The 19,857-nt window shown below is 59.9% G+C and carries 19 protein-coding genes; 12 read left to right on the top strand and 7 right to left on the bottom strand.

What is annotated here, in order from left to right; translation table 11 throughout:
• Nucleotides 1–39: 39 nt before the first annotated feature.
• Nucleotides 40–561, bottom strand: coding sequence for a ribosome biogenesis factor YjgA (gene yjgA / locus EC915_RS19645; protein ID WP_133752177.1), 522 nt, complete (start codon nucleotides 559–561; stop codon nucleotides 40–42).
• Nucleotides 562–654: 93 nt separating this feature from the next.
• On the opposite strand from yjgA, the gene pmbA reads away from it, so the two are divergent.
• From pmbA to EC915_RS19665, 4 genes are all read left to right on the top strand, one after another.
• Complete coding sequence (gene pmbA / locus EC915_RS19650; RefSeq protein WP_133752178.1) at nucleotides 655–2,001, top strand: metalloprotease PmbA; 1,347 nt, start codon at nucleotides 655–657, stop codon at nucleotides 1,999–2,001.
• Between the two features lie 321 nt (nucleotides 2,002–2,322).
• Nucleotides 2,323–2,733: a hypothetical protein gene (locus tag EC915_RS25350; RefSeq protein ID WP_133752179.1), complete on the top strand. Its 411-nt coding sequence runs from the start codon at nucleotides 2,323–2,325 to the stop codon at nucleotides 2,731–2,733.
• A gap of 1 nt (nucleotide 2,734) precedes the next feature.
• Nucleotides 2,735–3,346 (top strand): superoxide dismutase, encoded by a 612-nt coding sequence (locus EC915_RS19660; protein WP_133752180.1) that lies wholly within the window; start codon nucleotides 2,735–2,737, stop codon nucleotides 3,344–3,346.
• 29 nt (nucleotides 3,347–3,375) lie between these two features.
• Entirely contained in the window at nucleotides 3,376–4,263 is an 888-nt protein-coding gene (locus tag EC915_RS19665) for a ZIP family metal transporter (RefSeq protein ID WP_133752181.1), read from the top strand.
• A 146-nt stretch (nucleotides 4,264–4,409) separates the two neighbouring features.
• Here EC915_RS19665 and EC915_RS19670 read toward each other — a convergent pair whose 3' ends face one another.
• On the bottom strand, nucleotides 4,410–4,838 hold the full coding sequence (locus EC915_RS19670) for a DUF1810 domain-containing protein (RefSeq protein ID WP_133752182.1): 429 nt from the start codon (nucleotides 4,836–4,838) through the stop codon (nucleotides 4,410–4,412).
• Nucleotides 4,839–4,995: 157 nt separating this feature from the next.
• Here EC915_RS19670 and EC915_RS19675 point away from each other — a divergent pair, with 157 nt between their 5' ends.
• The gene (locus EC915_RS19675; RefSeq protein ID WP_166651044.1) at nucleotides 4,996–5,334 is read left to right on the top strand and encodes a zinc ribbon domain-containing protein YjdM; all 339 of its coding nucleotides are present in this window, start codon (nucleotides 4,996–4,998) and stop codon (nucleotides 5,332–5,334) included.
• A 486-nt stretch (nucleotides 5,335–5,820) separates the two neighbouring features.
• Here the strand turns inward: EC915_RS19675 and EC915_RS19680 are convergent, their stop codons facing one another.
• From EC915_RS19680 to EC915_RS19695, 4 genes are read right to left on the bottom strand one after another with little or no spacing between them, the layout of a single operon-like run.
• The gene (locus tag EC915_RS19680) at nucleotides 5,821–7,194 is read right to left on the bottom strand and encodes a heavy metal sensor histidine kinase (RefSeq protein ID WP_133752184.1); all 1,374 of its coding nucleotides are present in this window, start codon (nucleotides 7,192–7,194) and stop codon (nucleotides 5,821–5,823) included.
• Nucleotides 7,184–7,861: a heavy metal response regulator transcription factor gene (locus tag EC915_RS19685; protein ID WP_133752185.1), complete on the bottom strand. Its 678-nt coding sequence runs from the start codon at nucleotides 7,859–7,861 to the stop codon at nucleotides 7,184–7,186. The genes EC915_RS19680 and EC915_RS19685 overlap by 11 nt, the downstream gene beginning before the upstream one ends.
• Before the next feature lie 24 nt (nucleotides 7,862–7,885).
• A complete protein-coding gene (locus EC915_RS19690; RefSeq protein ID WP_133752186.1) occupies nucleotides 7,886–11,020 on the bottom strand; it encodes a multidrug efflux RND transporter permease subunit in 3,135 nt (1,044 codons plus the stop codon).
• Nucleotides 11,017–12,183: an efflux RND transporter periplasmic adaptor subunit gene (locus EC915_RS19695; RefSeq protein WP_133752187.1), complete on the bottom strand. Its 1,167-nt coding sequence runs from the start codon at nucleotides 12,181–12,183 to the stop codon at nucleotides 11,017–11,019. Before EC915_RS19695 ends, EC915_RS19690 begins: the two co-directional genes overlap by 4 nt.
• A 219-nt stretch (nucleotides 12,184–12,402) precedes the next feature.
• On the opposite strand from EC915_RS19695, the gene EC915_RS19700 reads away from it, so the two are divergent.
• From EC915_RS19700 to EC915_RS19730, 7 genes are all read left to right on the top strand, one after another.
• Nucleotides 12,403–12,777 carry a hypothetical protein gene (locus EC915_RS19700; RefSeq protein ID WP_133752188.1) on the top strand — a complete coding sequence of 125 codons (375 nt, stop codon included), beginning with the start codon at nucleotides 12,403–12,405 and terminating at the stop codon, nucleotides 12,775–12,777.
• Nucleotides 12,778–13,112: 335 nt separating this feature from the next.
• Entirely contained in the window at nucleotides 13,113–13,697 is a 585-nt protein-coding gene (locus EC915_RS19705; RefSeq protein ID WP_133752189.1) for a fimbrial protein, read from the top strand.
• A 60-nt stretch (nucleotides 13,698–13,757) separates the two neighbouring features.
• A complete protein-coding gene (locus tag EC915_RS19710; protein WP_133752190.1) occupies nucleotides 13,758–14,513 on the top strand; it encodes a molecular chaperone in 756 nt (251 codons plus the stop codon).
• Between the two features lie 281 nt (nucleotides 14,514–14,794).
• Nucleotides 14,795–17,236, top strand: coding sequence for a fimbria/pilus outer membrane usher protein (locus tag EC915_RS19715; protein WP_256658793.1), 2,442 nt, complete (start codon nucleotides 14,795–14,797; stop codon nucleotides 17,234–17,236).
• Nucleotides 17,233–18,000, top strand: coding sequence for a molecular chaperone (locus EC915_RS19720; RefSeq protein WP_133752192.1), 768 nt, complete (start codon nucleotides 17,233–17,235; stop codon nucleotides 17,998–18,000). Before EC915_RS19715 ends, EC915_RS19720 begins: the two co-directional genes overlap by 4 nt.
• The gene (locus EC915_RS19725; protein WP_133752193.1) at nucleotides 17,997–18,989 is read left to right on the top strand and encodes a fimbrial protein; all 993 of its coding nucleotides are present in this window, start codon (nucleotides 17,997–17,999) and stop codon (nucleotides 18,987–18,989) included. The genes EC915_RS19720 and EC915_RS19725 overlap by 4 nt, the downstream gene beginning before the upstream one ends.
• A gap of 104 nt (nucleotides 18,990–19,093) precedes the next feature.
• Nucleotides 19,094–19,327, top strand: coding sequence for a hypothetical protein (locus EC915_RS19730; RefSeq protein WP_133752194.1), 234 nt, complete (start codon nucleotides 19,094–19,096; stop codon nucleotides 19,325–19,327).
• Nucleotides 19,328–19,372: 45 nt separating this feature from the next.
• Here the strand turns inward: EC915_RS19730 and EC915_RS19735 are convergent, their stop codons facing one another.
• Nucleotides 19,373–19,834 carry a GNAT family N-acetyltransferase gene (locus EC915_RS19735; protein WP_133752272.1) on the bottom strand — a complete coding sequence of 154 codons (462 nt, stop codon included), beginning with the start codon at nucleotides 19,832–19,834 and terminating at the stop codon, nucleotides 19,373–19,375.
• Nucleotides 19,835–19,857 lie beyond the last annotated feature (23 nt).

Raw genomic sequence — 19,857 nt, forward strand, 5'->3', positions numbered from 1 at the left:
GGTATTGCGCCGGGTGCTATGTCACCCGGCGCAGCAGCTTTAACGCAGTCCGCGCTTGGCTTCGTCCAGTTCGCGGATGTATTTGAAGATTTTGCGGATCGCAGTAGGGGCCTTGCTCTGCCTGGCCTCGTGCTGGGCGTGACGGATGAGGGAGCGCAGGTGCTGACGGTCGGCGTCCGGGTATTCGACGACGAACTGTTCAAGCACCTCGTCAGTACCGGTTACCAGACGATCGCGCCAGCGCTCCAGATTGTGAAAGCGCTCGTTGTACTGGCGCGTGGAAGCGTCGAGCTGGTCGAGCAGAACCAGGATCTCGTCCAGGTTCTGATCGCGCATCAGCCGGCCGATGAACGAGATGTGGCGTTTGCGCGCGATATGCGCGGTGTGCTTTGGAGCATCGGCCAGTGCCCGACGCAATTCGTCGGTCAGCGGCAGCTTGGCCAGCACATCGGGCTTGAATGTCGTCAAGCGTTCGCCCAGATCCACCAGAGCGTGCAGCTCTTTTTTGATCTGGGTTTTGCTTTTCTCTCCGTCGAAGGAGTCGTCGTAAGAATCAACCATGGGGGCAGTCCGCAAATAAACGCCGCCATGATAACCAGTCAGGGGCCAATTGTCCGGCCCGGCTGCCGAAATCGGAATTTGATGGAGTAAGTCATGAGTGCATCAGAAAGCGTCGGCCCGCAGGCCTTGCCGGCACTGCAACAGCAGGTTGAGCAAATCGTCGCCGAAGCCAGGCGTCAGGGCGCGACGGCCTGCGAAGTGGCGGTGTCCGTGGATCAAGGGCTATCGACCTCGGTTCGCCAGCGTGAAGTGGAAACCGTCGAGTTCAATCGCGATCAGGGTTTCGGCATCACCTTGTACGTTGGCCAGCGCAAAGGCTCGGCCAGCACCTCGGCCAGCGGCCCTGACGCGATTCGTGAAACCGTCGCCGCTGCCTTGGCCATCGCCAAGCACACCTCCGAAGACGAGAGTTCAGGTCTTGCCGATGCCGCGTTGATGGCCAAGGAACAACCGGACTTTGACCTGTTCCACCCCTGGAATATCACTCCGGAAGAAGCGATCGAGCGAGCGCTGACCTGTGAAGCGGCCGCATTCGATGCGGACAGCCGGATCAAGAATGCCGATGGCACCACGCTGAACGTGCATCAAGGCTGCCGCGTGTATGGCAACAGTCATGGCTTTATCGGCGGCTATGCATCGACTCGTCACAGCCTGAGCTGCGTGATGATCGCCGAAAAAGATGGCCAGATGCAGCGCGATTACTGGTACGACGTTAGCCGTCAGGGCGAGTTGCTAATGGATGGCCGGTTGATTGGTCAGAAAGCTGCCGAGCGTGCAGCAAGCCGTCTGGGCGCGCGCCCGGTGCCGACCTGCGAAGTCCCGGTGCTGTTTTCGGCTGAACTGGCAGGCGGGCTGTTCGGCAGTTTCCTGGGTGCCATTTCCGGCGGCACCCTGTACCGCAAGTCGTCGTTTCTGGAGGGCGCCATGGGGCAGCGTCTGTTTCCGGAATGGATGACCATCGATGAGCGCCCGCATCTGATGCGTGCCATGGGCAGCTCGGCGTTCGACGGTGATGGCCTTGCGACGTACGCCAAGCCCTTCGTCGAAAACGGCGAGCTGGTGTCTTACATCCTCAGCACCTACTCGGGCCGCAAGCTGGGCCTGCCCAGTACAGCGAACGCAGGCGGCGTGCATAACCTGTTCGTCTCCCATGGCACCGAAGGTCAGGCTGCGCTGATCCGCCGTATGGGCCGTGGACTACTGGTCACCGAGCTGATGGGCAGTGGGCTGAATATGGTGACTGGCGATTATTCGCGCGGTGCGGCAGGGTTCTGGGTGGAAAACGGCGAGATCCAGTTTCCGGTTCAGGAAGTAACCATTGCCGGCAACATGCGAGATATGTTCAAGCAGATCGTCGCCGTTGGCAGCGATCTGGAACTGCGCAGCAACATCCGCACCGGGTCGGTGTTGATCGAGAAGATGATGGTGGCGGGGAGCTGATCGTCCCCAAATTCAAGGCACTCCCCAAAGGCCTGCACCGGTTTCGGTGCAGGCCTTTTTATTGCGCGTCAATCGGCCTAATCCCACAAGGGGACTGGATTGTCCCCACTTGATTGTTCCCACGCTCCTCGTGGTAACACCTCCCCGGCCGCTCTGCGTCCACCTCAAACTGACGCCCAGCGTCTGGGTTGCATCCCTAGGCAGAGCGTGAGGACGATCAACCGCATTCACACAGCTGAGACCCATCCTCCCTTCGTTGGGGTTGTTTTGATTCTTAAACTCATTTAATAATGAATATCATTCGCTAAGTGAGCCGAGGTCATGGGTACTGTCCTGCACGAGTCGCCTTATCTGGAAAACTGGCGTGCGCTGAGTCTACGGGTTCGCTGTGCCCTTGACCCTGATGAGGCGGTGGTGGCCTTCGTGATTCCCCATCACAACCTTGCGGATTTGCAACTGAGCCTCAATCAGCCGGAGGAGAGCGCCGAATACCTGTGTTCGGCGCATCAATGCCTGCTGCAAGTGATCCCGAGTTCGCACCTGACGCCTGCATTACGTCAGACCGCGTTTCGCCACAGCAACAAGACATACAGCGAACTGTCGGGCTTCATCAACGAACACGGTGAATACCCGCGCACCCAACGCCTGCTCGATAGCAGCGGCGAATACTCATGCTCGGCGCTACAGCGCAACGCCGCAGCCGCCGGCACCTTGTCATTCGGAGTCCATTGATATGCCGTATACCTTGCCTGCCTTGCCATACGCCTACGACGCCCTTGAGCCGCACATCGATGCGCAGACCATGGAAATCCACTACACCAAGCACCATCAGACCTACATCAACAACCTCAACGCTGCCGTCGAGGGCACTGAATTCGCTGAGTGGCCGATTGAAAAGCTGGTCGCCAGCGTCGGTCAGTTGCCGGAAAAGCTGCGCCCGACGGTCATCAACCAAGGCGGCGGTCATGCCAACCACTCGCTGTTCTGGGACGTCATGAGCCCCAAAGGCGGTGGCCTACCAACGGGCGGCCTGGCCGAGGCCATTGATGCGCAACTGGGTGGCATCAAGGCCTTCAAGGAGGCGTTCACCAAAGCCGCGCTGACCCGTTTTGGCAGTGGTTGGGCCTGGCTGAGCGTTACCCCTGAGAAAAAACTGGTGGTTGAAAGCAGCGGTAACCAAGACAGTCCGCTGATGAATGGCAACACGCCGATTCTTGGCCTCGACGTCTGGGAACACGCTTATTACCTGCGTTACCAGAATCGTCGCCCGGAATACATCGCCGCGTTTTACAACGTCGTGAATTGGGACGAAGTCGCCAAGCGCTATCTGTCGGCTATTGGCTGAGCGATTCATAACAACAAGTAAGGCGGTTTATGCGCTCGGCGTTTCTCACCATCAGCAGCGGACGGTTGTTGCGTCTGGCCGTGGGTTCGATTCTGTTACTGGCCGGTACGGGATTACTGATCGCACAAGGGCTTTCGTGTTTGAGTCTTGAGCCTGGGATGCTGCGAGCGCTGCAGGGCGGAGCAATCTGCGCCCTGGGCACCGCTCTGGGCGCGGTGCCGGTACTGGTGATTCGCGGCATGCCGGTGGCGGTATCCGACGGCTTATTGGGGTTTGGCGCCGGGATCATGCTCGCTGCGACCGCGTTCTCCTTGATCGTGCCGGGGCTGAACGCTGCTCAGGGCCTGGGTTTCTCGCAGTGGGGCGCTGGCGCCTTGATCAGCTTCGGCATCCTCGCCGGGGCGGTCGGGCTGTTCGTCGTCGACACGTTGGTCTCGCAGGGGCCACACCTGGCCGATGTCGCAGAAAAACCGGCGATCCCCTCCAATATCTGGCTATTCGTCATCGCCATCATTGCCCATAACATTCCCGAAGGCATGGCGGTTGGCGTGTCGGCGGGGGGCGGTCTGGCCCATGCCGACAGTCTGGCGATGGGCATTGCGTTGCAGGACGTGCCTGAGGGCCTGGTCATTGCGCTGGTGCTCGCTGCAGCGGGTATGTCGCGGCTCAATGCCTTTCTGATCGGTGCTGCTTCGGGTTTGGTCGAGCCGGTTTTTGCCGTGCTCTGTGCCTGGCTGGTGGAAATTGCCACGTGGCTGCTGCCTATCGGTCTGGCCCTGGCGGCGGGCGCGATGCTGTTGGTGGTGACTCATGAAATCATCCCCGAATCGCGCCGCAACGGGCACGACAAGATCGCCAGCCTCGGGCTGCTGCTTGGTTTTTGTCTGATGATGGTGATGGATACGGCGTTGGCGTGAATGTGGATGACCTGTGGAGCGAACTCATTTGCGAAGCAGCGGTATGGCTGGCCGAGATGTATCGTCTGTACTGGCCAATCGCGAATGAGTTCGCTCATACAGGTGCTGTGTTTGCTGCTGGATGGCGCATGGGGCTCTTGGAGGTTTCAACCTTGCCTGAGCCTGGACACTGTTGCGCTGTCCGGCGTGCCGCCAAAGAACGCATCAATCACCTTTTGAAACAGCGGACTCTGCGGGGCGACGCTGGCAAACAACGTCATGCTCGAACGTAGCTTCAGGTCGTCCGGCGAGCCCATGATTTCGGTAGCGCTGCGCTGGCGCCATTGAAGCAGAGCGCTGCAGCAACTTTCCAGCCGCGCACCCAGGCAGGGATGCTGCAAATACGCCAGTGCCTCTTCGCGACCTGAAATGCCATAGCGCTGCGCCATTTCGCTGTGACCGAGCCCCTTCAATTGGGGAAAGACGAACCACATCCAGTGACTGCGTTTGCGCCCGTTGCACAGCTGCGACAGAGCTGTTTCAAAGACAGGTTCTTGGGCATCGAGAAAGCGTTGCAGGTCGTATTCATCGTTCATTTGGAGTCTCCCGCATCAACGGCGCTGCCAGCGACAGCGCATAAGTAATAAGACTGCCATGACGCGCAGGGTTCACGGCCTTTTCAGGGGCGTTGCCCGTGCGCCTATAAAAACCCTTATAATCCTGCGTCTATTTCTTCCTGATGCGAGATCTGCCGTGAGCTTACCGCCGTGCCCAAAATGCAATTCCGAGTACACCTATGAAGACGGCACCCAGCTGGTCTGCCCGGAATGCGCCCACGAGTGGTCCGCCGACGGCGTGGCCGAGGCCAGCGATGAAGTCAAGATCATCAAGGACGCGGTCGGCAATACCCTGCAGGACGGCGACACCGTGACCGTGATCAAGGACCTGAAGGTCAAGGGTTCATCGCTGGTGGTCAAGGTCGGCACCAAGGTCAAGAATATCCGCCTTGTGGACGGCGACCACGACATCGACTGCAAAATCGACGGCATCGGCGCGATGAAGCTGAAGTCGGAGTTCGTGAAGAAGGGTTGAAGCGCGCATGTGTAGGAGCGCGCTTGCCGGCGAATGATTGTTCCCACGCTGCGCGTGGTAACACCGCCTGATGATTGTTCCCACGCTGCGCGTGGTAACACCGCCTGATGATTGTTCCCACGCTCCGCGTGGTAACACCGCATTGGACGCTCTGCGTCCACTCAAGCCAGCGCGCAGCGTTAAAGGCTGCGTTCCCACGCTGAGCGTGCGGAACGATCACTGCCTTTGCGACAGCATCGACCCACGATAGCCTGCAAGTTGATGATTGTTCCCACGCTGCGCGTGGTAACACCGCCTTGGACGCTCTGCGTCCACTCCAGGCCGACGCGCAGCGTTGAAGGCTGCGTTCCCACGCTGAGCGTGCGGAACGATCACTGCCTTTGCGACAGCATCGACCCACGATAGCCTGCCGGTTGCATGGCTGACTGTCCTGATCCGCCCCAGGCCTATGCGAGCGGCTGAAGCCCTTGCAACAGCTGCGCGCGGCTAGTCGCTCATCCCCGGCAACTTCATCCCGAACGTATTCACACCGTCTTCACTGCGCACGAATACCGTGCCGCCGTGCATCAGTGCAATGGCTTTAACGATCGCCAGCCCCAGGCCATGATTGGCACCGCTGTTGCTGCGTGAGGCGTCGACCCGGTAGAAGCGCTCGAACAACTTGGGCAAGTGCTCACCGCAAATCTGCGCACCGGGGTTGGCCACGCCGATACTCACGTGATTCCTCTCTTCAGCGATATCCACATGAATGACCTGTCCCGGCAGGGTGTGCTGCACCGCGTTGTGCAGCAGGTTGATCAGCGCGCGCCGCAGATGGGCTTTTTCAATGGGCGCGCTGGCATCGCCGCGCACCTGAACCCGCACCTGCGCGTCTTCCAGAATGAAGTCCAGATAATCGAGGGTAGTGGCAACTTCCTCGGCCAGTGACGACTCCGTCAGCTCGGTGGCCTTGCTGCCTTGATCGGCGCTGGCCAGGAACAACATGTCATTGATGATCGAACGCAGTCGCTCCAACTCTTCCAGATTTGATTGCAGGACTTCGAAATAATGCTCGGCAGAACGCCCGCGGGTCAGTGCTACCTGGGTCTGGCCGATCAGGTTGGTCAACGGCGAGCGCAGTTCGTGGGCGACGTCGGCGTTGAACGACTCCAGCCGCGAATACGCTTGCTCGACGCGTTCGAGCGTGGAGTTGAACGAGGTCACGAACTGATCCAGTTCAGGTGGCAACGATGACAAGCGCAGGCGCCCGGACAACCGCGGCGGCGCCAGTTTGCGCGCTTCCAAAGACAGGTCGAGCAACGGCTTGAGACCGATGCGCGCTACCCAGTAACCCAGCGCCGACGCCAGCGCGATACCGACAGCCGCCAGACTGATCAGGGCGATCAACAGCGAGTGCTGGGTCTGCCAGAAGGTTTGGGTGTCGATAGCGGTGAGAAAGCGTAATGGGGGTCGCTGATCCTTGGGCGGGAACTGGCTGACCAGGACTTTGAACGGATAGTCGTGCCCGCGCAGATTCAGATTGCGCATACCCAGCGAACCATTGGCGAACTGGCGGATTTCGTCGTCGGGGTTGCCGAATTCGTAGGTGGGGTTGTCACTGACAACCCAGAAGCGCAGGCGCTTGTCTTCTTCGCTGAGCAGCTTGAGCTTGGCGTTGATCTTGGTCCAGTGTTCGGGATTGCCATAACGCTGCACCGCCGATTCGAGCACGCTGTAACGCGCATCGACTTCAGCCGCCGGAAGCAGGCCCAGGCCCTTGTCCACTTGAAGATACAAGGCCCAACCGATCAGCAGGAACACCAGCAACGCCACCAGGGCGAACATGCCGCTCAGGCGCAGGGCGATGGAATTACTCGCCACGACGGCTCTCCAGCACGTAGCCCATGCCGCGAATGGTGTGCAGCAGTTTTTGCTCGAAGGGCCCGTCGAGCTTGGCACGCAAGCGTTTGATCGCCACTTCGACTACGTTGGCGTCACTGTCGAAATTGATGTCCCAGACCATCTCGGCAATCGAGGTCTTGGAGAGGATTTCACCCTGACGACGAGCCAGCACACTGAGCAGTGAGAATTCTTTGGCGGTCAGGTCCAGACGCGAACCCGAACGCGTGGCCCTGCGGCTGATCAGGTCGATCCACAGGTCGGCGATGCTGATCTGCACCGGCTCATGCCCGCCACTGCGGCGAGTCAACGCCTGTAGGCGGGCCACCAACTCCAGAAAGGAAAACGGCTTGCCCAGATAATCATCCGCGCCTTCGCGCAAGCCGCGGATGCGATCATCGACGTTTTCGCGGGCCGTGAGCATGATCACCGGTGTTTGCTTGCGCGCGCGCAGCGCACGCAGCACGCCATAGCCATCGATCCCGGGAAGCATGACGTCGAGAATGATCACCGCATACTCGTTCTCCAACGCCATGTGCAAACCTTCGATGCCATCCCGAGCAACGTCCGTGGTGTAACCCTGCTCGGTCAGGCCGCGGTGCAGGTAATCAGCGGTCTTTTCTTCGTCTTCGATTATCAGGACACGCATCGGCCCACTCTCACTTTTCTATGCTTATTGTTCAGTCGTAAGTGTCGCAGCAGTTTTTTGGCCCGTTGAAGGGGGAATCGGAGTCGCTGTCGGATGCCTGCGATGGAAGATTCGCTCCAGTTGCAGGTAAATCACTGGCGTGGTGAACAGCGTTAGCGCCTGGCTCACCAGCAAACCACCTACCACCGCAATACCCAGCGGCTGACGCAACTCGGCACCGACACCGTAGCCGAGCATAAGCGGCAGGGCGCCAAGCAGTGCCGCCAGAGTGGTCATGATGATGGGCCGGAAACGGGTGATACACGCCTCATAAATGGCGTCCTGCGGCGAAAGCCCTCGCTGTCGCTGGCCCTCCAGCGCGAAGTCCACCAGCAGAATGCCGTTTTTCTTGACGATGCCGATCAGCAACACGATACCGATAAGGCCCATGATCGAGAAATCCTGGCCCATCAGCCACAACAGCAACAGCGCGCCGATGCCGGCGGAGGGCAGGGTAGAGATGATAGTCAGCGGATGCACGAAGCTCTCATACAGCACGCCAAGTATGATGTACACCGCCACCAGCGCCGCAAGGATCAGCCAGGGCTGATTGGCCAGCGAACTCTGAAACGCCTGAGCTGCGCCTTGAAAGTTGCCGATGATAGAGGCTGGCATGCCAATCTCGTTCTTGGCCTGATCGAGTAACTGCACCGCATCGCCCAGGGCCACGCCCGGCGACAGGTTGAACGACAGGTTGGCGGCCGGGAACATGCCGTCGTGGCTGATCGACAGTGGCCCCATCTTCGGCGCTCCGACCTTGGCCAGTGCCGACAACGGCACCATTTCGTGAGTCAGCGTCGAGCGCAGGTAGAAGTAGTTCAGGCTTTCGGCCTTGCCACGCTGTGAAGGGTCGAGTTCGAGAATGACTTTGTACTGGTTGATGTCGGTCTGGTATTCGTTGATCTGCCGCTGGCCGAATGCGTCGTACAACGCCTGATCGACGTCAGCGGTGGTCAGGCCAAAACGTGCTGCGGCGCTGCGGTCTATATCCAGATGAGTGACGCTGCCGCCCAATTGCAGATCGTTGGACAGGTCGCGAAAGGCGGGGCTCGTTCTCAGCTTCTCTGTAAGCTTTTGCGTCCATTCGTTAAGCAGTGCGCCGTTATTGCTCTTGAGTACATATTGATACTGCGCACGGCTCGGACCGGAGCTCAGGTTGATGTCCTGCCCGGCGCGCAGGTACAGCACGATGCCGGGGATTTTTGCCAGCTTGGGGCGAATGCGGTCGATGAACTCGCTGGCAGAAACGTCGCGGTGCTCACGATCCTTCAGCGCAATCCACACCCGGCCATTGGCGATGGTCTGATTGCTGCCACTGACGCCTACCGAGTGAGAGAAGGCTTTGACTGCCGGGTCGGCACCGATGATTTTTGCCAGCTGTTTATGTTTCTCCACCATGTCCGGATAGGAAATATCTGCCGCGGCCTCGCTGGTGCCCAACACCATGCCAGTGTCCTGAACCGGAAAGAAGCCTTTGGGGATCAGCACATAGCCTGCCACCGCCAGCATCAGGGTCAGGCCGAAAAGGCCCAGCATCAGGCGTTGGTGAGCGAGGGCATAGCGCACACCACGGGCGTAGTGAGCCAATAGTTTTTCGCCGAAACCGGGCGTGGTGCTGGGGTCGTGTTTCGGCGCGCGCATGAACAGCGCGGCGAGGGTCGGTGCCAGGGTCAGCGAGACCAGCACCGAGATCAGAATGGTCGAGGTTGCGGTCAGCGCAAATTCCTTGAACAACCGTCCGACCACCCCGCCCATGAACAGCAGTGGAATGAACGCGGCAATCAGCGAGAAGCTGATCGACACCACGGTAAAGCCGATCTCGCCGGCGCCCTTGATCGCTGCATCACGCATGCTTTCGCCGGCTTCCAGGTGCCGGTGGATGTTTTCCACCACCACGATCGCGTCGTCGACCACGAAACCGACAGCCACCACGATCGCGACCAGCGTCAGGTTATTCAGGCTAAATCCCAGGACATACATCAGAGCGAAACTGGCCACCAGCGAAACGCCCAATACGGCGGTGACGATCAGCGTTGCCGACCACTGGCGCAGGAACAGTGCCATTACCGCGATCACCAGCACGATAGCGATCAGCAGGGTCATTTCCACTTCGTGCAACGAGGCGCGGATGGTCTTGGTGCGGTCGCTGAGTACCGTGACGTCCACCGATGCCGGAAGCATTTCCTGCAAGCGCGGCAGCTCTCCCAGTACCCGATCCACAGTCTCGACGATGTTGGCGCCCGGCTGGCGGAAGACCACGACGTTCACGCCTTGCTGATCCCCCGACCAAGCGTTGACGTAGGCGTTTTCCGAGCCGTTGATGACGCGCGCGACATCGCGCAAGTGAACCGGGGCGCCATCCTTGTAGGAAACGATCAGTTGTTCGTAATCCTGAGCCTGAAACAGCTGGTCGTTAGACGCCAGTGTCGAGATGCTGTCCTTGCCGTACAGCGCGCCCTTGGCCAGGTTGAGGCTGGTCAGTTGCAAGGTGCTGCGCAAGTCGGCCAGGGTCAGGCCACGGGAGGCCAGTTTTTCCGGCGCTGCCTGCACCCGAATGGCAGGGCGCCGTTGACCGGTGATGGCGACCTGGCCGACGCCGTTGATCTGACTCAGTTGCCGGGCCAGCAGCGATTCGGTGATATCGCTGAGTTCGGTGGCCGGCATCAGGCTGGAGCTGACGCTGAGAATCAGCGCCGGGCTGTCGGCGGGGTTGACCTTGCGCCAGGTTGGCGCCGTCGGCAAATCGACCGGCAGCCGACCCGATGCGGTGTTGATCGCGGCCTGGACCTCTTGAGCGGCGGTATCGATGCTCTTGTTCAGCACGAATTGCAGGGTCAGGTTGGTCGAACCCAAGGCACTGCTGGACGTCATCTGGGTCATGCCGGGGATGGCGCTGAATTGCACTTCAAGGGGCGTCGCCACCGACGAGGCCATGGTTTCCGGGCTAGCCCCGGGCAGGGTTGCAGAGACTTGAATGGTGGGGAATTCGGCTTCCGGCAACGGCGCGACCGGCAGCCGTGGAAAGGCGATGCAACCCAACAGAACCAGGGCCAAGCTCAGCAAGGCGGTGGCGATGGGGTGATTCACGCACCACGCGGAAATTGATCCATGGCCCTTCATTTAGCCGCTCCAGCAGTTGCGGAGGCTGCCAGGGTGTCCACGGGCTCAGCATTCACCACCTCGATGCGCGAGCCGTTCTTGAGTCGCGACTGGCCATCGCTGACCAGCACATCATTGGCGTTCACACCGCTGATCAGCACCAGGTCGCTGTCCTGATACAGCACCGTGACCGGCACCACTTCAACGCTGTCGCCCTTGACTCGATACACGAAGTGCTGATCCATACCGCGCTGCACGACTTGCGGTGGGACTTTCAGGGCGTCGCGATCAATGGCTGTCTGAATCCGCACGGTGACCAGCTGCCCGGGCCACAGTTTTTCGGCAGCGTTCTCGAACACCGCTTTGGCGCGAATGGTGCCTGTGGTGGCGGCCACCTGATTGTCTATCAGGGCAAGCTCGCCCTCGCCCAGTAACGTACCGCTGGCACCTTCGCCTGCGTACGCGCTGACCTTGGCTGGAGCAGGGGAGGCGAGCAGGTTGTGCAGCGTGGGGAGCATTTGTTGCGGCAGGGAAAATTCCACGGAGACTGGGTCGATCTGGGTCACCGAGAACAGGCCGGTCGCATCGCTGACCCGCAGAAAATTGCCTTCGTCGACATTGCGAATGCCGACGCGGCCGGTGACCGGGGAGCGAATCTGGGTGTAGGAAAGTTGTACCTGCGAGGCATTGATCGACGCCTGATTGCCCAGCACGGTGGCCTTAAGCTGATTGACCAGCGCTTGTTGCTGGTCGTATTGCTGTTTGGAGATGCCATTGTCGGCGCTCAGCAATGTGTAGCGTTTGAGGTTGATTTCGGCGACGTCCAGTTGCGCCTGACTCTGGCCCAATAGCGCCCTGGCCTGTTCCAGCGTGGCCCGAATGGCGCGGTCGTCAATGGTCGCCAACAGTTCCCCTGCCTTGACCTGCTGACCTTCCTTGACCATCAGTCTGGTCAATATGCCGTCGACCTGCGGGCGGATTACCACACTTTGCAGCGATAACACCGAGCCGATACCGGTGACGTAGCGCGGCACATCGTGCCTGACCACGTTGATGACCTGAACCGGCACCGGTGCCGGCGTACTGGCCTTTTTTTCGGCAGGACGCTTGATCGACCAGACACCTACGGCTAGCAACAGCGCAAGAGTGGCGACGGCCAGCACAGATTTATTTTTTTTGTACATACAGGGATAACGCCAGCAGATGCATGGGAAGGCGGACAATCGGTAGCCCTCTTTATAAACCTTCGACCCGGTCAGCAAAATGACTGCTACCTGTCAATATTGTCAGTTGAACAAGAGAGCACCATGAAGTCGGGTAGAGAAAGGATGCGCAACAGCGATCCTTCGGATGATAGAAATTCCTACACGTAGGTTCGTAAATTCTGATCGAGTGTTTGGGACTTGGATGATTGTTATGCGTGGGCGTTACTCCGGTATGCCCCAGCGAAACGTAAAAAGGCCGGCTGGACGCTTTTTTCGATCTTTTTTATCAAAACCTTCTTCCTGTTCACGCCACTGGCTGCAGTAGCAGGGGAACGTGCTTTCCTGTTCCACGGACAACTGGTCAACGCTGGATGTGATACCCGGCTGCTCAGCAATCCACAAGAGTTAAACGGACTCAAATTCCTCAAAGTGAACGAGAGCCTCAGCCTCGAGTTGATCAGTCACGATGATGCGTGCGACAGCATGGCAGTGCCTGTGTCAGCGGCTTACGCCGAGCGAGTATCACGTGTGGTCGATGCACGTTGCGGCATCGTGACCTTGACCTATCAGTAATCCAGAAAGTACCCACTGCCAGAGTGGGAAAGTGCCAGAGTGAGAAAGCCGCGTCAGGGAGTCCGGTCGGGACGGTTTTATGTATTCGTCAGTTTTCGACGTCTCACACCTTCCTGATAAAGATTGGCCAAACCTTTTTTTGATGAGCTTTTGCAAAGCCGCTTGTTTCGAGGGGGAAGGTTTGGTCGCTCACGTCATACAGAAAATTCTGTCATACGCCACTGTCGTTTCCACAAGTTCCAGGTAGGGAGCCTGACATCCTGTTATGGAGCGCCTGCTTATAGTTTCGTCGTCCTTTTGGGCACACACGAAATGACACAAGGAACGTCGTGAGCATGAAAAAGATTTCTCTTTCTTTGGCTGTCGTAGCCGCAATGGGTTTCACCTTGGCAGGCACTGCCAATGCGGCAAACAATGGGCGGCTGGTCTTCAACGGCACCCTGACAGATATCACTTGTGATATCGGCGCAGGTGCCGGTGCAAGTGCGGGCAGCAATCCGGGTGACATCAACGTCGACCTGGGTAACGTATCGTTCGCAGACATCGGCCGGTTTGCGGACAACAAACTGGAGACTGCATCGCCGATTCAATTGCTGGTGACCTGCACCGGCGGCGCTGCAGCGTACGACACCGTGACCATGCGCTTCGTCGCGCGTCAGGGCAGCGGTCTGGATACCCGCGATCAACGACTGCTGCGCACCACTGGCGCGGCCGACGGTGTGGGCATCGGCCTGCTGAACTCTTCTTACCAACTGATGGATCTGAGCGGTAATGAAACCATCCCCGCCCCGCTGATTCAGGACGGCGCGGGTGGTGCCACGGCTGAACTCAACTTCGGTGCGGTGTATGTACTCAACACTGCCGCCACCAATCCTGGCAACGCCGATGGCTTCCTGCCGTTTGTGATGGACTATCAGTGATCCCACCGGCGGACGAGCCCGGCTCGTCCTGCCGCCCTCTGATTTCGAGAAGCCCCCACCATGTTCTTTCCCCATCTTCGACGCGTGGTGCTGTGGTCGTGCTCAGCTTTGGCAACGACGCTGGCCGCCCATGCCCAGGCGGGCATCGTGCTGAACACGACACGCGTCATCTACCCGGCTACCGACAAGGAGGTGAACCTCCAGGTGCACAACACCGGCACCGGCGAAATCCTGGCGCAGTCCTGGCTCGAGACCGACAGCGATGGCCCTTCGGTGATCAGTCCATTGTTCGCGGTCACACCGTCTCTTGCGCGACTGCCCGGAAATGCCAGGCAATTGATCAGGATCATCTACTCCGGCGAGGGCCTTGCGACCGACCGCGAGTCAGTGCTCTGGCTCAATGTCCAGGAAATACCCCAGACCGCCCGTGAGAACGAACTGCAGATCGCCGTTCGGCAACGCATCAAGTTGTTCTATCGGCCACAAGGGCTGGTCGAGGATCCGCTCAAGGCTGCTCAATCACTGCGATGGCAGCTCAGCGATGGGCATCTCGAGGTCACGAACCCCGGGCCTTATCACGTCTCGATGATCAAGCTTTCTGTCGCCCGCCAGGGGCAGGTAGCCCTTAAGGAGGACAGCCGGATGCTTGCGCCCGGGGCGCGAGTGCAACTGCCGTTGAAGCCGATGAAACAATCAGGACCTGTGGACCTTACGTTCATCAGCATCAACGATTTCGGTGCTCAGGAGCCTTACCGCGCCAAAGTCTCCGGTGAGCAAGCGATTGAGGCCTACAGGGCTGATTCACGGCCTGACTAACCGCCACGCCGGTCGACATGTTTTTTTGACCCCTTTAGCTGGATGTACATCCGGCTTCAGCGTCGCACGCCTGTAAGAAAGGATCTGCAGTGCATCGACACTCAGTGTACGAGTGAAATCAGCGAATGGAACGGCGAGACAAAAGCACCAAGGGATGTCATTCCAGACGCGTTCTGTCATGCAGCCGCAGGTCCGCATCGAGACCGGAGACCAAGCCACCGCATCACCCGTTGTCCATTCGCATCGCCGCTCTCGCCGCATGGGTGTTCGGTTCCAGCGCCATGGCAGTGGCCGACAGCGCCAATGAAAGGGGTGCCCCGGCTTCGGCATCAGTCGGAGTGAAGTTCAACACTGCGTTCATTCAAGGCACGGAGCAACCCATGGATCTGGACAGTTTTCTTCAAGGTAACAGCGTGGTGCCAGGCACTTACCGAGTCGACATCTTCGTCAACCGGGTACTGAGTGGACGGCGTGACATCAGCTTTATGGCGAACCCGGCCAGCGGTGCGATCGAGCCCTGCCTGAACCTGGAAATGCTGGCGCAGTTCGGGATGGACATCTCCGGTCTGAACCGCGCAAACGGTGCGGTCGACTCGTGTTTCGATCTGTCGGCGAAGGTCGAATTCGCCCATGTCGAGTACCAACCCGACCGGCTGCGGCTGAATATCAGCATCCCCCAGGCGAGGATGTTGCGCAGCACGCGTGGCTATGTATCGCCGGAGTTGTGGGACGAGGGCGGGACAGCCGCGTTCGTCAATTACAACTTCAGCGGCGCGCGTCGGACCCGTGCCAGTCAGACTCAGGATCAATACCATCTCGGCCTGCGTAACGGATTGAACCTGGGAGCATGGCGGCTGCGCAACGAGTCTACGCTGGGCTACGGTGCCGGTCAGCCGTATCGTTTTCGCAGCAACCGCACTTTCGTCCAGCGCGATATAACTGCGCTCAAGAGCCAACTGACGCTGGGGGAAACCTTTACCGATTCGCAGGTGTTCGACAGTGTGCGCTTCATTGGCGCGATGCTCGCTTCGGATGAGGGCATGCTTCCCGACGGCGAGCGGGTTTACGCGCCGACCATTCGGGGGATTGCCGAAACCAACTCGACCGTGGAAGTACGTCAGAACGGATTCTTGCTGTACAGCAGTAGCGTGTCGCCGGGGCCGTTCGAGGTATCCGACATCTACCCCAGTGGCTCGAACGGCGATCTGGAAGTTACCGTGATCGAGGCAGACGGGCGCAGACGCGTATTCATTCAAGCCTACGCGTCGTTGCCAATCATGGTGCCCAAGGGTGCGTCGCGTTACAGCCTCGCCGCTGGTCATTACGACAGCCATAATGAGTCCGCAGCGTCGCCCGCATTCACCAGCGCAACGCTGGTTCATGGTTTGACGGACTGGCTCACCGTCGCCGGCGGTGCTCAAGTGGCCGAAGATTTTCAGGCGGGCAACATCGGCGCGGGTATCAATACCGGGCTGGGTGCGGTCTCATCGGACCTCACCCAGTCCGTCAGCCAGCAACAGCACCGGTCCTACTCGGGGCAAAGCCTGCGAGTGCGCTACGCCAATACGTTGAACCTGACCAACACCACGTTGGCGTTGGCCGGTTATCGCCGCTTCACCGATCATTACCGCACCTTGGATGAGCATGTCGAAGAACGGCAGCCACTTCGCGGAACTGCCTCAGGACGGGCCAAGGATCGCCTTGAATTCAACCTGACGCAGTCGCTGGCCGCGCAGTCTGCCTCGTTGAGCTTCACAGGTTCCGAACAGCGCTATTGGGACTCGGCGGCCAAGAGCCGGCAGCTTTACCTGTCGTGGAGTGCCGCCTGGGGCAGCCTCGCCTATGGCATTTCGCTGGAGCACAATCAGACGTTGCAGCACGACGGCCAGAGGCAATCCGACAACCGCATCGCGCTCACATTGAACCTGCCGCTGGGGGGCAGCTCGTCTTCTTCACGGATTTTCTTCAATGCCGTGCGTGACAGCACGGGCGGCGCCAATATGCAGGGCGGTATCAACGGGCAGGCATTCGATGACCGTGACACTTTTTACGCCTTGCAGGCCGGGAATGACAGCCGCTCAGGGACCAGCGGTTTCGGCAAGATCAACACGACGGCATCGTTCGGGCGCTTCGATGCCGGGTATGGTCAGGGCCGTGACTACCGCACCGTAAACGTTGGCGCAAGCGGCTCGGTGGTCGCCCACGCGGGGGGTATAAATGTTGGCCAGCCGCTGGGTGAAACGTTCGCCCTGGTGCAGGTCAGGAATGTTGCCGGCGCTCGCCTGGGCAATCACAGCAACGTCGAAACGGCCGGCAACGGCTACGCCATTGTTCCTTACACCCAGCCTTATCGCGCCAATTGGGTCAGCCTCGATACCCGTCAATTGGGCGCCGACATTGAACTGGAGAACGCCTTGACCCAGGTCATACCGCGCCGGGGTGCTGTGCCGGTGGTCGCTTTCAGGGCCCAGGTCGGGCGGCGAGTACAGTTCGAACTGGTGCGCAACGATGGCAGCGGTTTGCCTATGGGTGCTGTGGTTGAGGATCAACACGGCAAGCCGCTGGCGGCCATTGATCCTGCCAGCCGCGCTTTGGTGTTGAGCGAGGAGGAGAGCGGGGAGTTGGTCGTGAAATGGTCCGATCAGCAATGTCGCGCGCATTTCGATCTTCCTCCCCGAGACCCGCAACGCACCTATGACAGGATCAAGGTGGCCTGCCTGTGAAGTGGCCGACGACGGTGTTTGTGGCCATCGCGTTTTTTTGCAGCGACGCCGATGCGGTGGTGTCGTTGGCCGGGACTCGCTTGGTGTTCGATGGCCGGTTCCACGAGACGACGATTGACGTCAGCAACCCCGGCAACTCTCACGTGCTGATTCAGGCATGGCTGGCGGACCCGCGCACTGGTACGGCTGCCGTGCCCAATCTGCCGTTCGCGCTGACTCCCCATCTGGTGCGGTTACGCGCCCACGACAGGCAGACGTTACGCCTGCTTTACCAGGGAGTCGGCATGCCTGCTGATCGCGAATCGCTGCTGCATCTGTATGTGCTGGAAGTGCCGCGTCGCAGTGAGGCCAGCCAACAGTTGAGCATTGCCGTACGCCAGCGCATCAACGTGTTCTATCGCCCGGCCGGGCTGCCTGGCGATCCCCCCGACGCGGCGCAGAAGCTTTCCTGGCGATGGGATGAGGCCGCACGCGCCACGCTGACGGTGCACAACCCGACTCCGTTCCATGTGTCGTTGCACCGGCTGGCCTTTAACGAGGTCGGGATCGCAGAGGACCTCATGCTCGAACCTTTTTCGACGCATTCACTGCCGCTGCCGAAAGCGCTGGAAGGACACGCCGGGGAAGGAGCTTTGTATTTCAAGGCGCTGACCGATTACGGCGGGCTGCGCGACTTCTGTGCGCAATCGCGAGGCAGCTCGTCATTCAACGCCTGGCTACGCCCACCCGCCGTTCAATCATCCATAGGGACATGTCAACCATGATCACCCTCTCTCTTTTACGCGGGTGCTCAGCGCTTGTGCTTTTTCTGCTGGTACCCGCCGCATCGATGGGCATGACCTGCAAAACCCAGGGGGCGAGGGAGACCGTCGTGCATGCCGACCTGGGCAGCACGGTCGCTATCCCCTCGACGCTGCCGGACGGCAGCGTGGTCTGGCGCTCGGCGCGGGAACATCTGAGCATTGAATGCGCACGAGAGCACCCCGGGCCTGCGGAGGATGTCGTGCTGTATCTGAACCCTGAAAACCTGCGGATCGGCCAGGGCATCCGGGCAGGGCTTACGCTCAACGGTATCGACTACGTGCAAAGCGCCGGACGGATTCCCACGCAACAGGTAGTTCCGGCCTGCATCGAGGGCGCCAGCAACATCCAGGCATGTCCAAAGGTCACTTTCAGCCTGCCGTTTTCGGTATTTATCGAGAAGTACGGTTCTACGCCGCCATCAGGCATTGCCAGCGATCTGCTCAACTATCGGATGTTTCAGGTCGACAGCGCCAACGGCATGCACCCGCTGCCGGATACCAACCTCAACTACGTCATCAACAACCTGAGCGGCCTTCGATTCGTTGCCTGCAATGCGCATATGCGGTTGCTGCCGGAGACAGTGGAGTTTGGTCCGGTGCCAATCAAGGACGTACGCGTGGGCGAGGTGGCGGCGTTTCAGCGATTCGCCCTTGCGGCCAGCCGCACTTGCGACTCGCCGTTCAGCCTCGATGCGCGGTTCACGCCGGTGTCCGGGAGGTTGTCCGGTGACGTATTGCTACCGACGGGCAACGCCAGTATCGGCATCCGCATCACCCATGCACCGGCGCATCGGCCGATTCGTTTCAACGAGCCGTTTCGTGTAATCGACCTGCCGGATGGCACGTACTCCGCCACCGCCGATTTCAATGCCGAACTGGTATGGCAGACCCGTACGCCGGTGGCCGGGCCGTTCTCGGCGGAGGTGATGGTGGATCTGTTCTACAAGTAATCATTGATCGCTTGCTGCGGGCGATGGGACGGGGATTCAGGTATGCTGCGCCGCTTACAGGCCGAGCCTGTCACCCATCGACCGTTTTGCGATACGGAGCTTTCATGACCACCCCCGAACATACGCCAGCTCCCGACAATGTCGCCGAACCCGAGGCCCATGCGGAAGCCGGTGAACAGAAACCGGTGATCCCGACCTTCGGTTTCCCGTTCAAGCCGGGAGAGCTGATGCAGGCGAAAAAGGATGCCTCGTATTACAAAGGGCCCGGGAAGTCGAACCACGATAAACGCCCCGGCGCCGCTCCTTCCGGCACTCGTCGTTCGATGGGCAAGCGCTGACGGACTCCTCTCAGCCAGCGCCTGCCAGAAGCAAGTGCCCATGCCTCATCGCGGTTCCAGTTCGCAGCGCTGAACGTAGTGCATCCCGGCACGCTCATACAGGCGGCGGGCCGTCAGGTTGCTTTCCCTGACCTTGAGATCGACATGCCTTTCACGGCGCTCGGCAAAGGTCTCGAATACCTGACCCAGCAGCGCAAGGCCTATCCCACGGCCTTGCGCCCGGGGATGAACCACCAGATTGCGGATGAACGCGCTGGTCCAGCAGTGGGCTACCGCTACCAGTCCCGCTGCATCCCCTACAAGAAAACACAGGTGCCGATCAAATTCAGGATCGTCCTCGAAGCCGCGCAGCCATGGCTCGAAGTCAGGCACCCGCCCACCGCCCAGTTCGGTGCCCAGCGCCAGCAACCGGTGAGCCTCCCCAGCGTTTTCGACGCTGAGGGCCGCCAGGCTTAGCGAGGAGGGCCCGTCCTCAGTGCGGTGAGGCGAGCTGAGGTCGCGTCGCATCAGCCAGTAATGACTGGTGGATG

It is taken from the genome of Pseudomonas sp. LP_7_YM (assembly GCF_004364435.1).
Lineage (GTDB): Bacteria > Pseudomonadota > Gammaproteobacteria > Pseudomonadales > Pseudomonadaceae > Aquipseudomonas.

Bases quoted from the DNA above. Each gene is read 5' to 3' on its own strand.
- yjgA (WP_133752177.1), bottom strand. From the start codon at position 561: ATGGTTGATTCTTACGACGACTCCTTCGACGGAGAGAAAAGCAAAACC.
- pmbA (WP_133752178.1), top strand. From the start codon at position 655: ATGAGTGCATCAGAAAGCGTCGGCCCGCAGGCCTTGCCGGCACTGCAA.
- EC915_RS25350 (WP_133752179.1), top strand. From the start codon at position 2,323: ATGGGTACTGTCCTGCACGAGTCGCCTTATCTGGAAAACTGGCGTGCG.
- EC915_RS19660 (WP_133752180.1), top strand. From the start codon at position 2,735: ATGCCGTATACCTTGCCTGCCTTGCCATACGCCTACGACGCCCTTGAG.
- EC915_RS19665 (WP_133752181.1), top strand. From the start codon at position 3,376: ATGCGCTCGGCGTTTCTCACCATCAGCAGCGGACGGTTGTTGCGTCTG.
- EC915_RS19670 (WP_133752182.1), bottom strand. From the start codon at position 4,838: ATGAACGATGAATACGACCTGCAACGCTTTCTCGATGCCCAAGAACCT.
- EC915_RS19685 (WP_133752185.1), bottom strand. From the start codon at position 7,861: ATGCGTGTCCTGATAATCGAAGACGAAGAAAAGACCGCTGATTACCTG.
- EC915_RS19690 (WP_133752186.1), bottom strand. From the start codon at position 11,020: ATGAAGGGCCATGGATCAATTTCCGCGTGGTGCGTGAATCACCCCATC.
- EC915_RS19695 (WP_133752187.1), bottom strand. From the start codon at position 12,183: ATGTACAAAAAAAATAAATCTGTGCTGGCCGTCGCCACTCTTGCGCTG.
- EC915_RS19705 (WP_133752189.1), top strand. From the start codon at position 13,113: ATGAAAAAGATTTCTCTTTCTTTGGCTGTCGTAGCCGCAATGGGTTTC.
- EC915_RS19710 (WP_133752190.1), top strand. From the start codon at position 13,758: ATGTTCTTTCCCCATCTTCGACGCGTGGTGCTGTGGTCGTGCTCAGCT.
- EC915_RS19715 (WP_256658793.1), top strand. From the start codon at position 14,795: ATGGCAGTGGCCGACAGCGCCAATGAAAGGGGTGCCCCGGCTTCGGCA.
- EC915_RS19725 (WP_133752193.1), top strand. From the start codon at position 17,997: ATGATCACCCTCTCTCTTTTACGCGGGTGCTCAGCGCTTGTGCTTTTT.
- EC915_RS19730 (WP_133752194.1), top strand. From the start codon at position 19,094: ATGACCACCCCCGAACATACGCCAGCTCCCGACAATGTCGCCGAACCC.
- EC915_RS19735 (WP_133752272.1), bottom strand. From the start codon at position 19,834: ATGCGACGCGACCTCAGCTCGCCTCACCGCACTGAGGACGGGCCCTCC.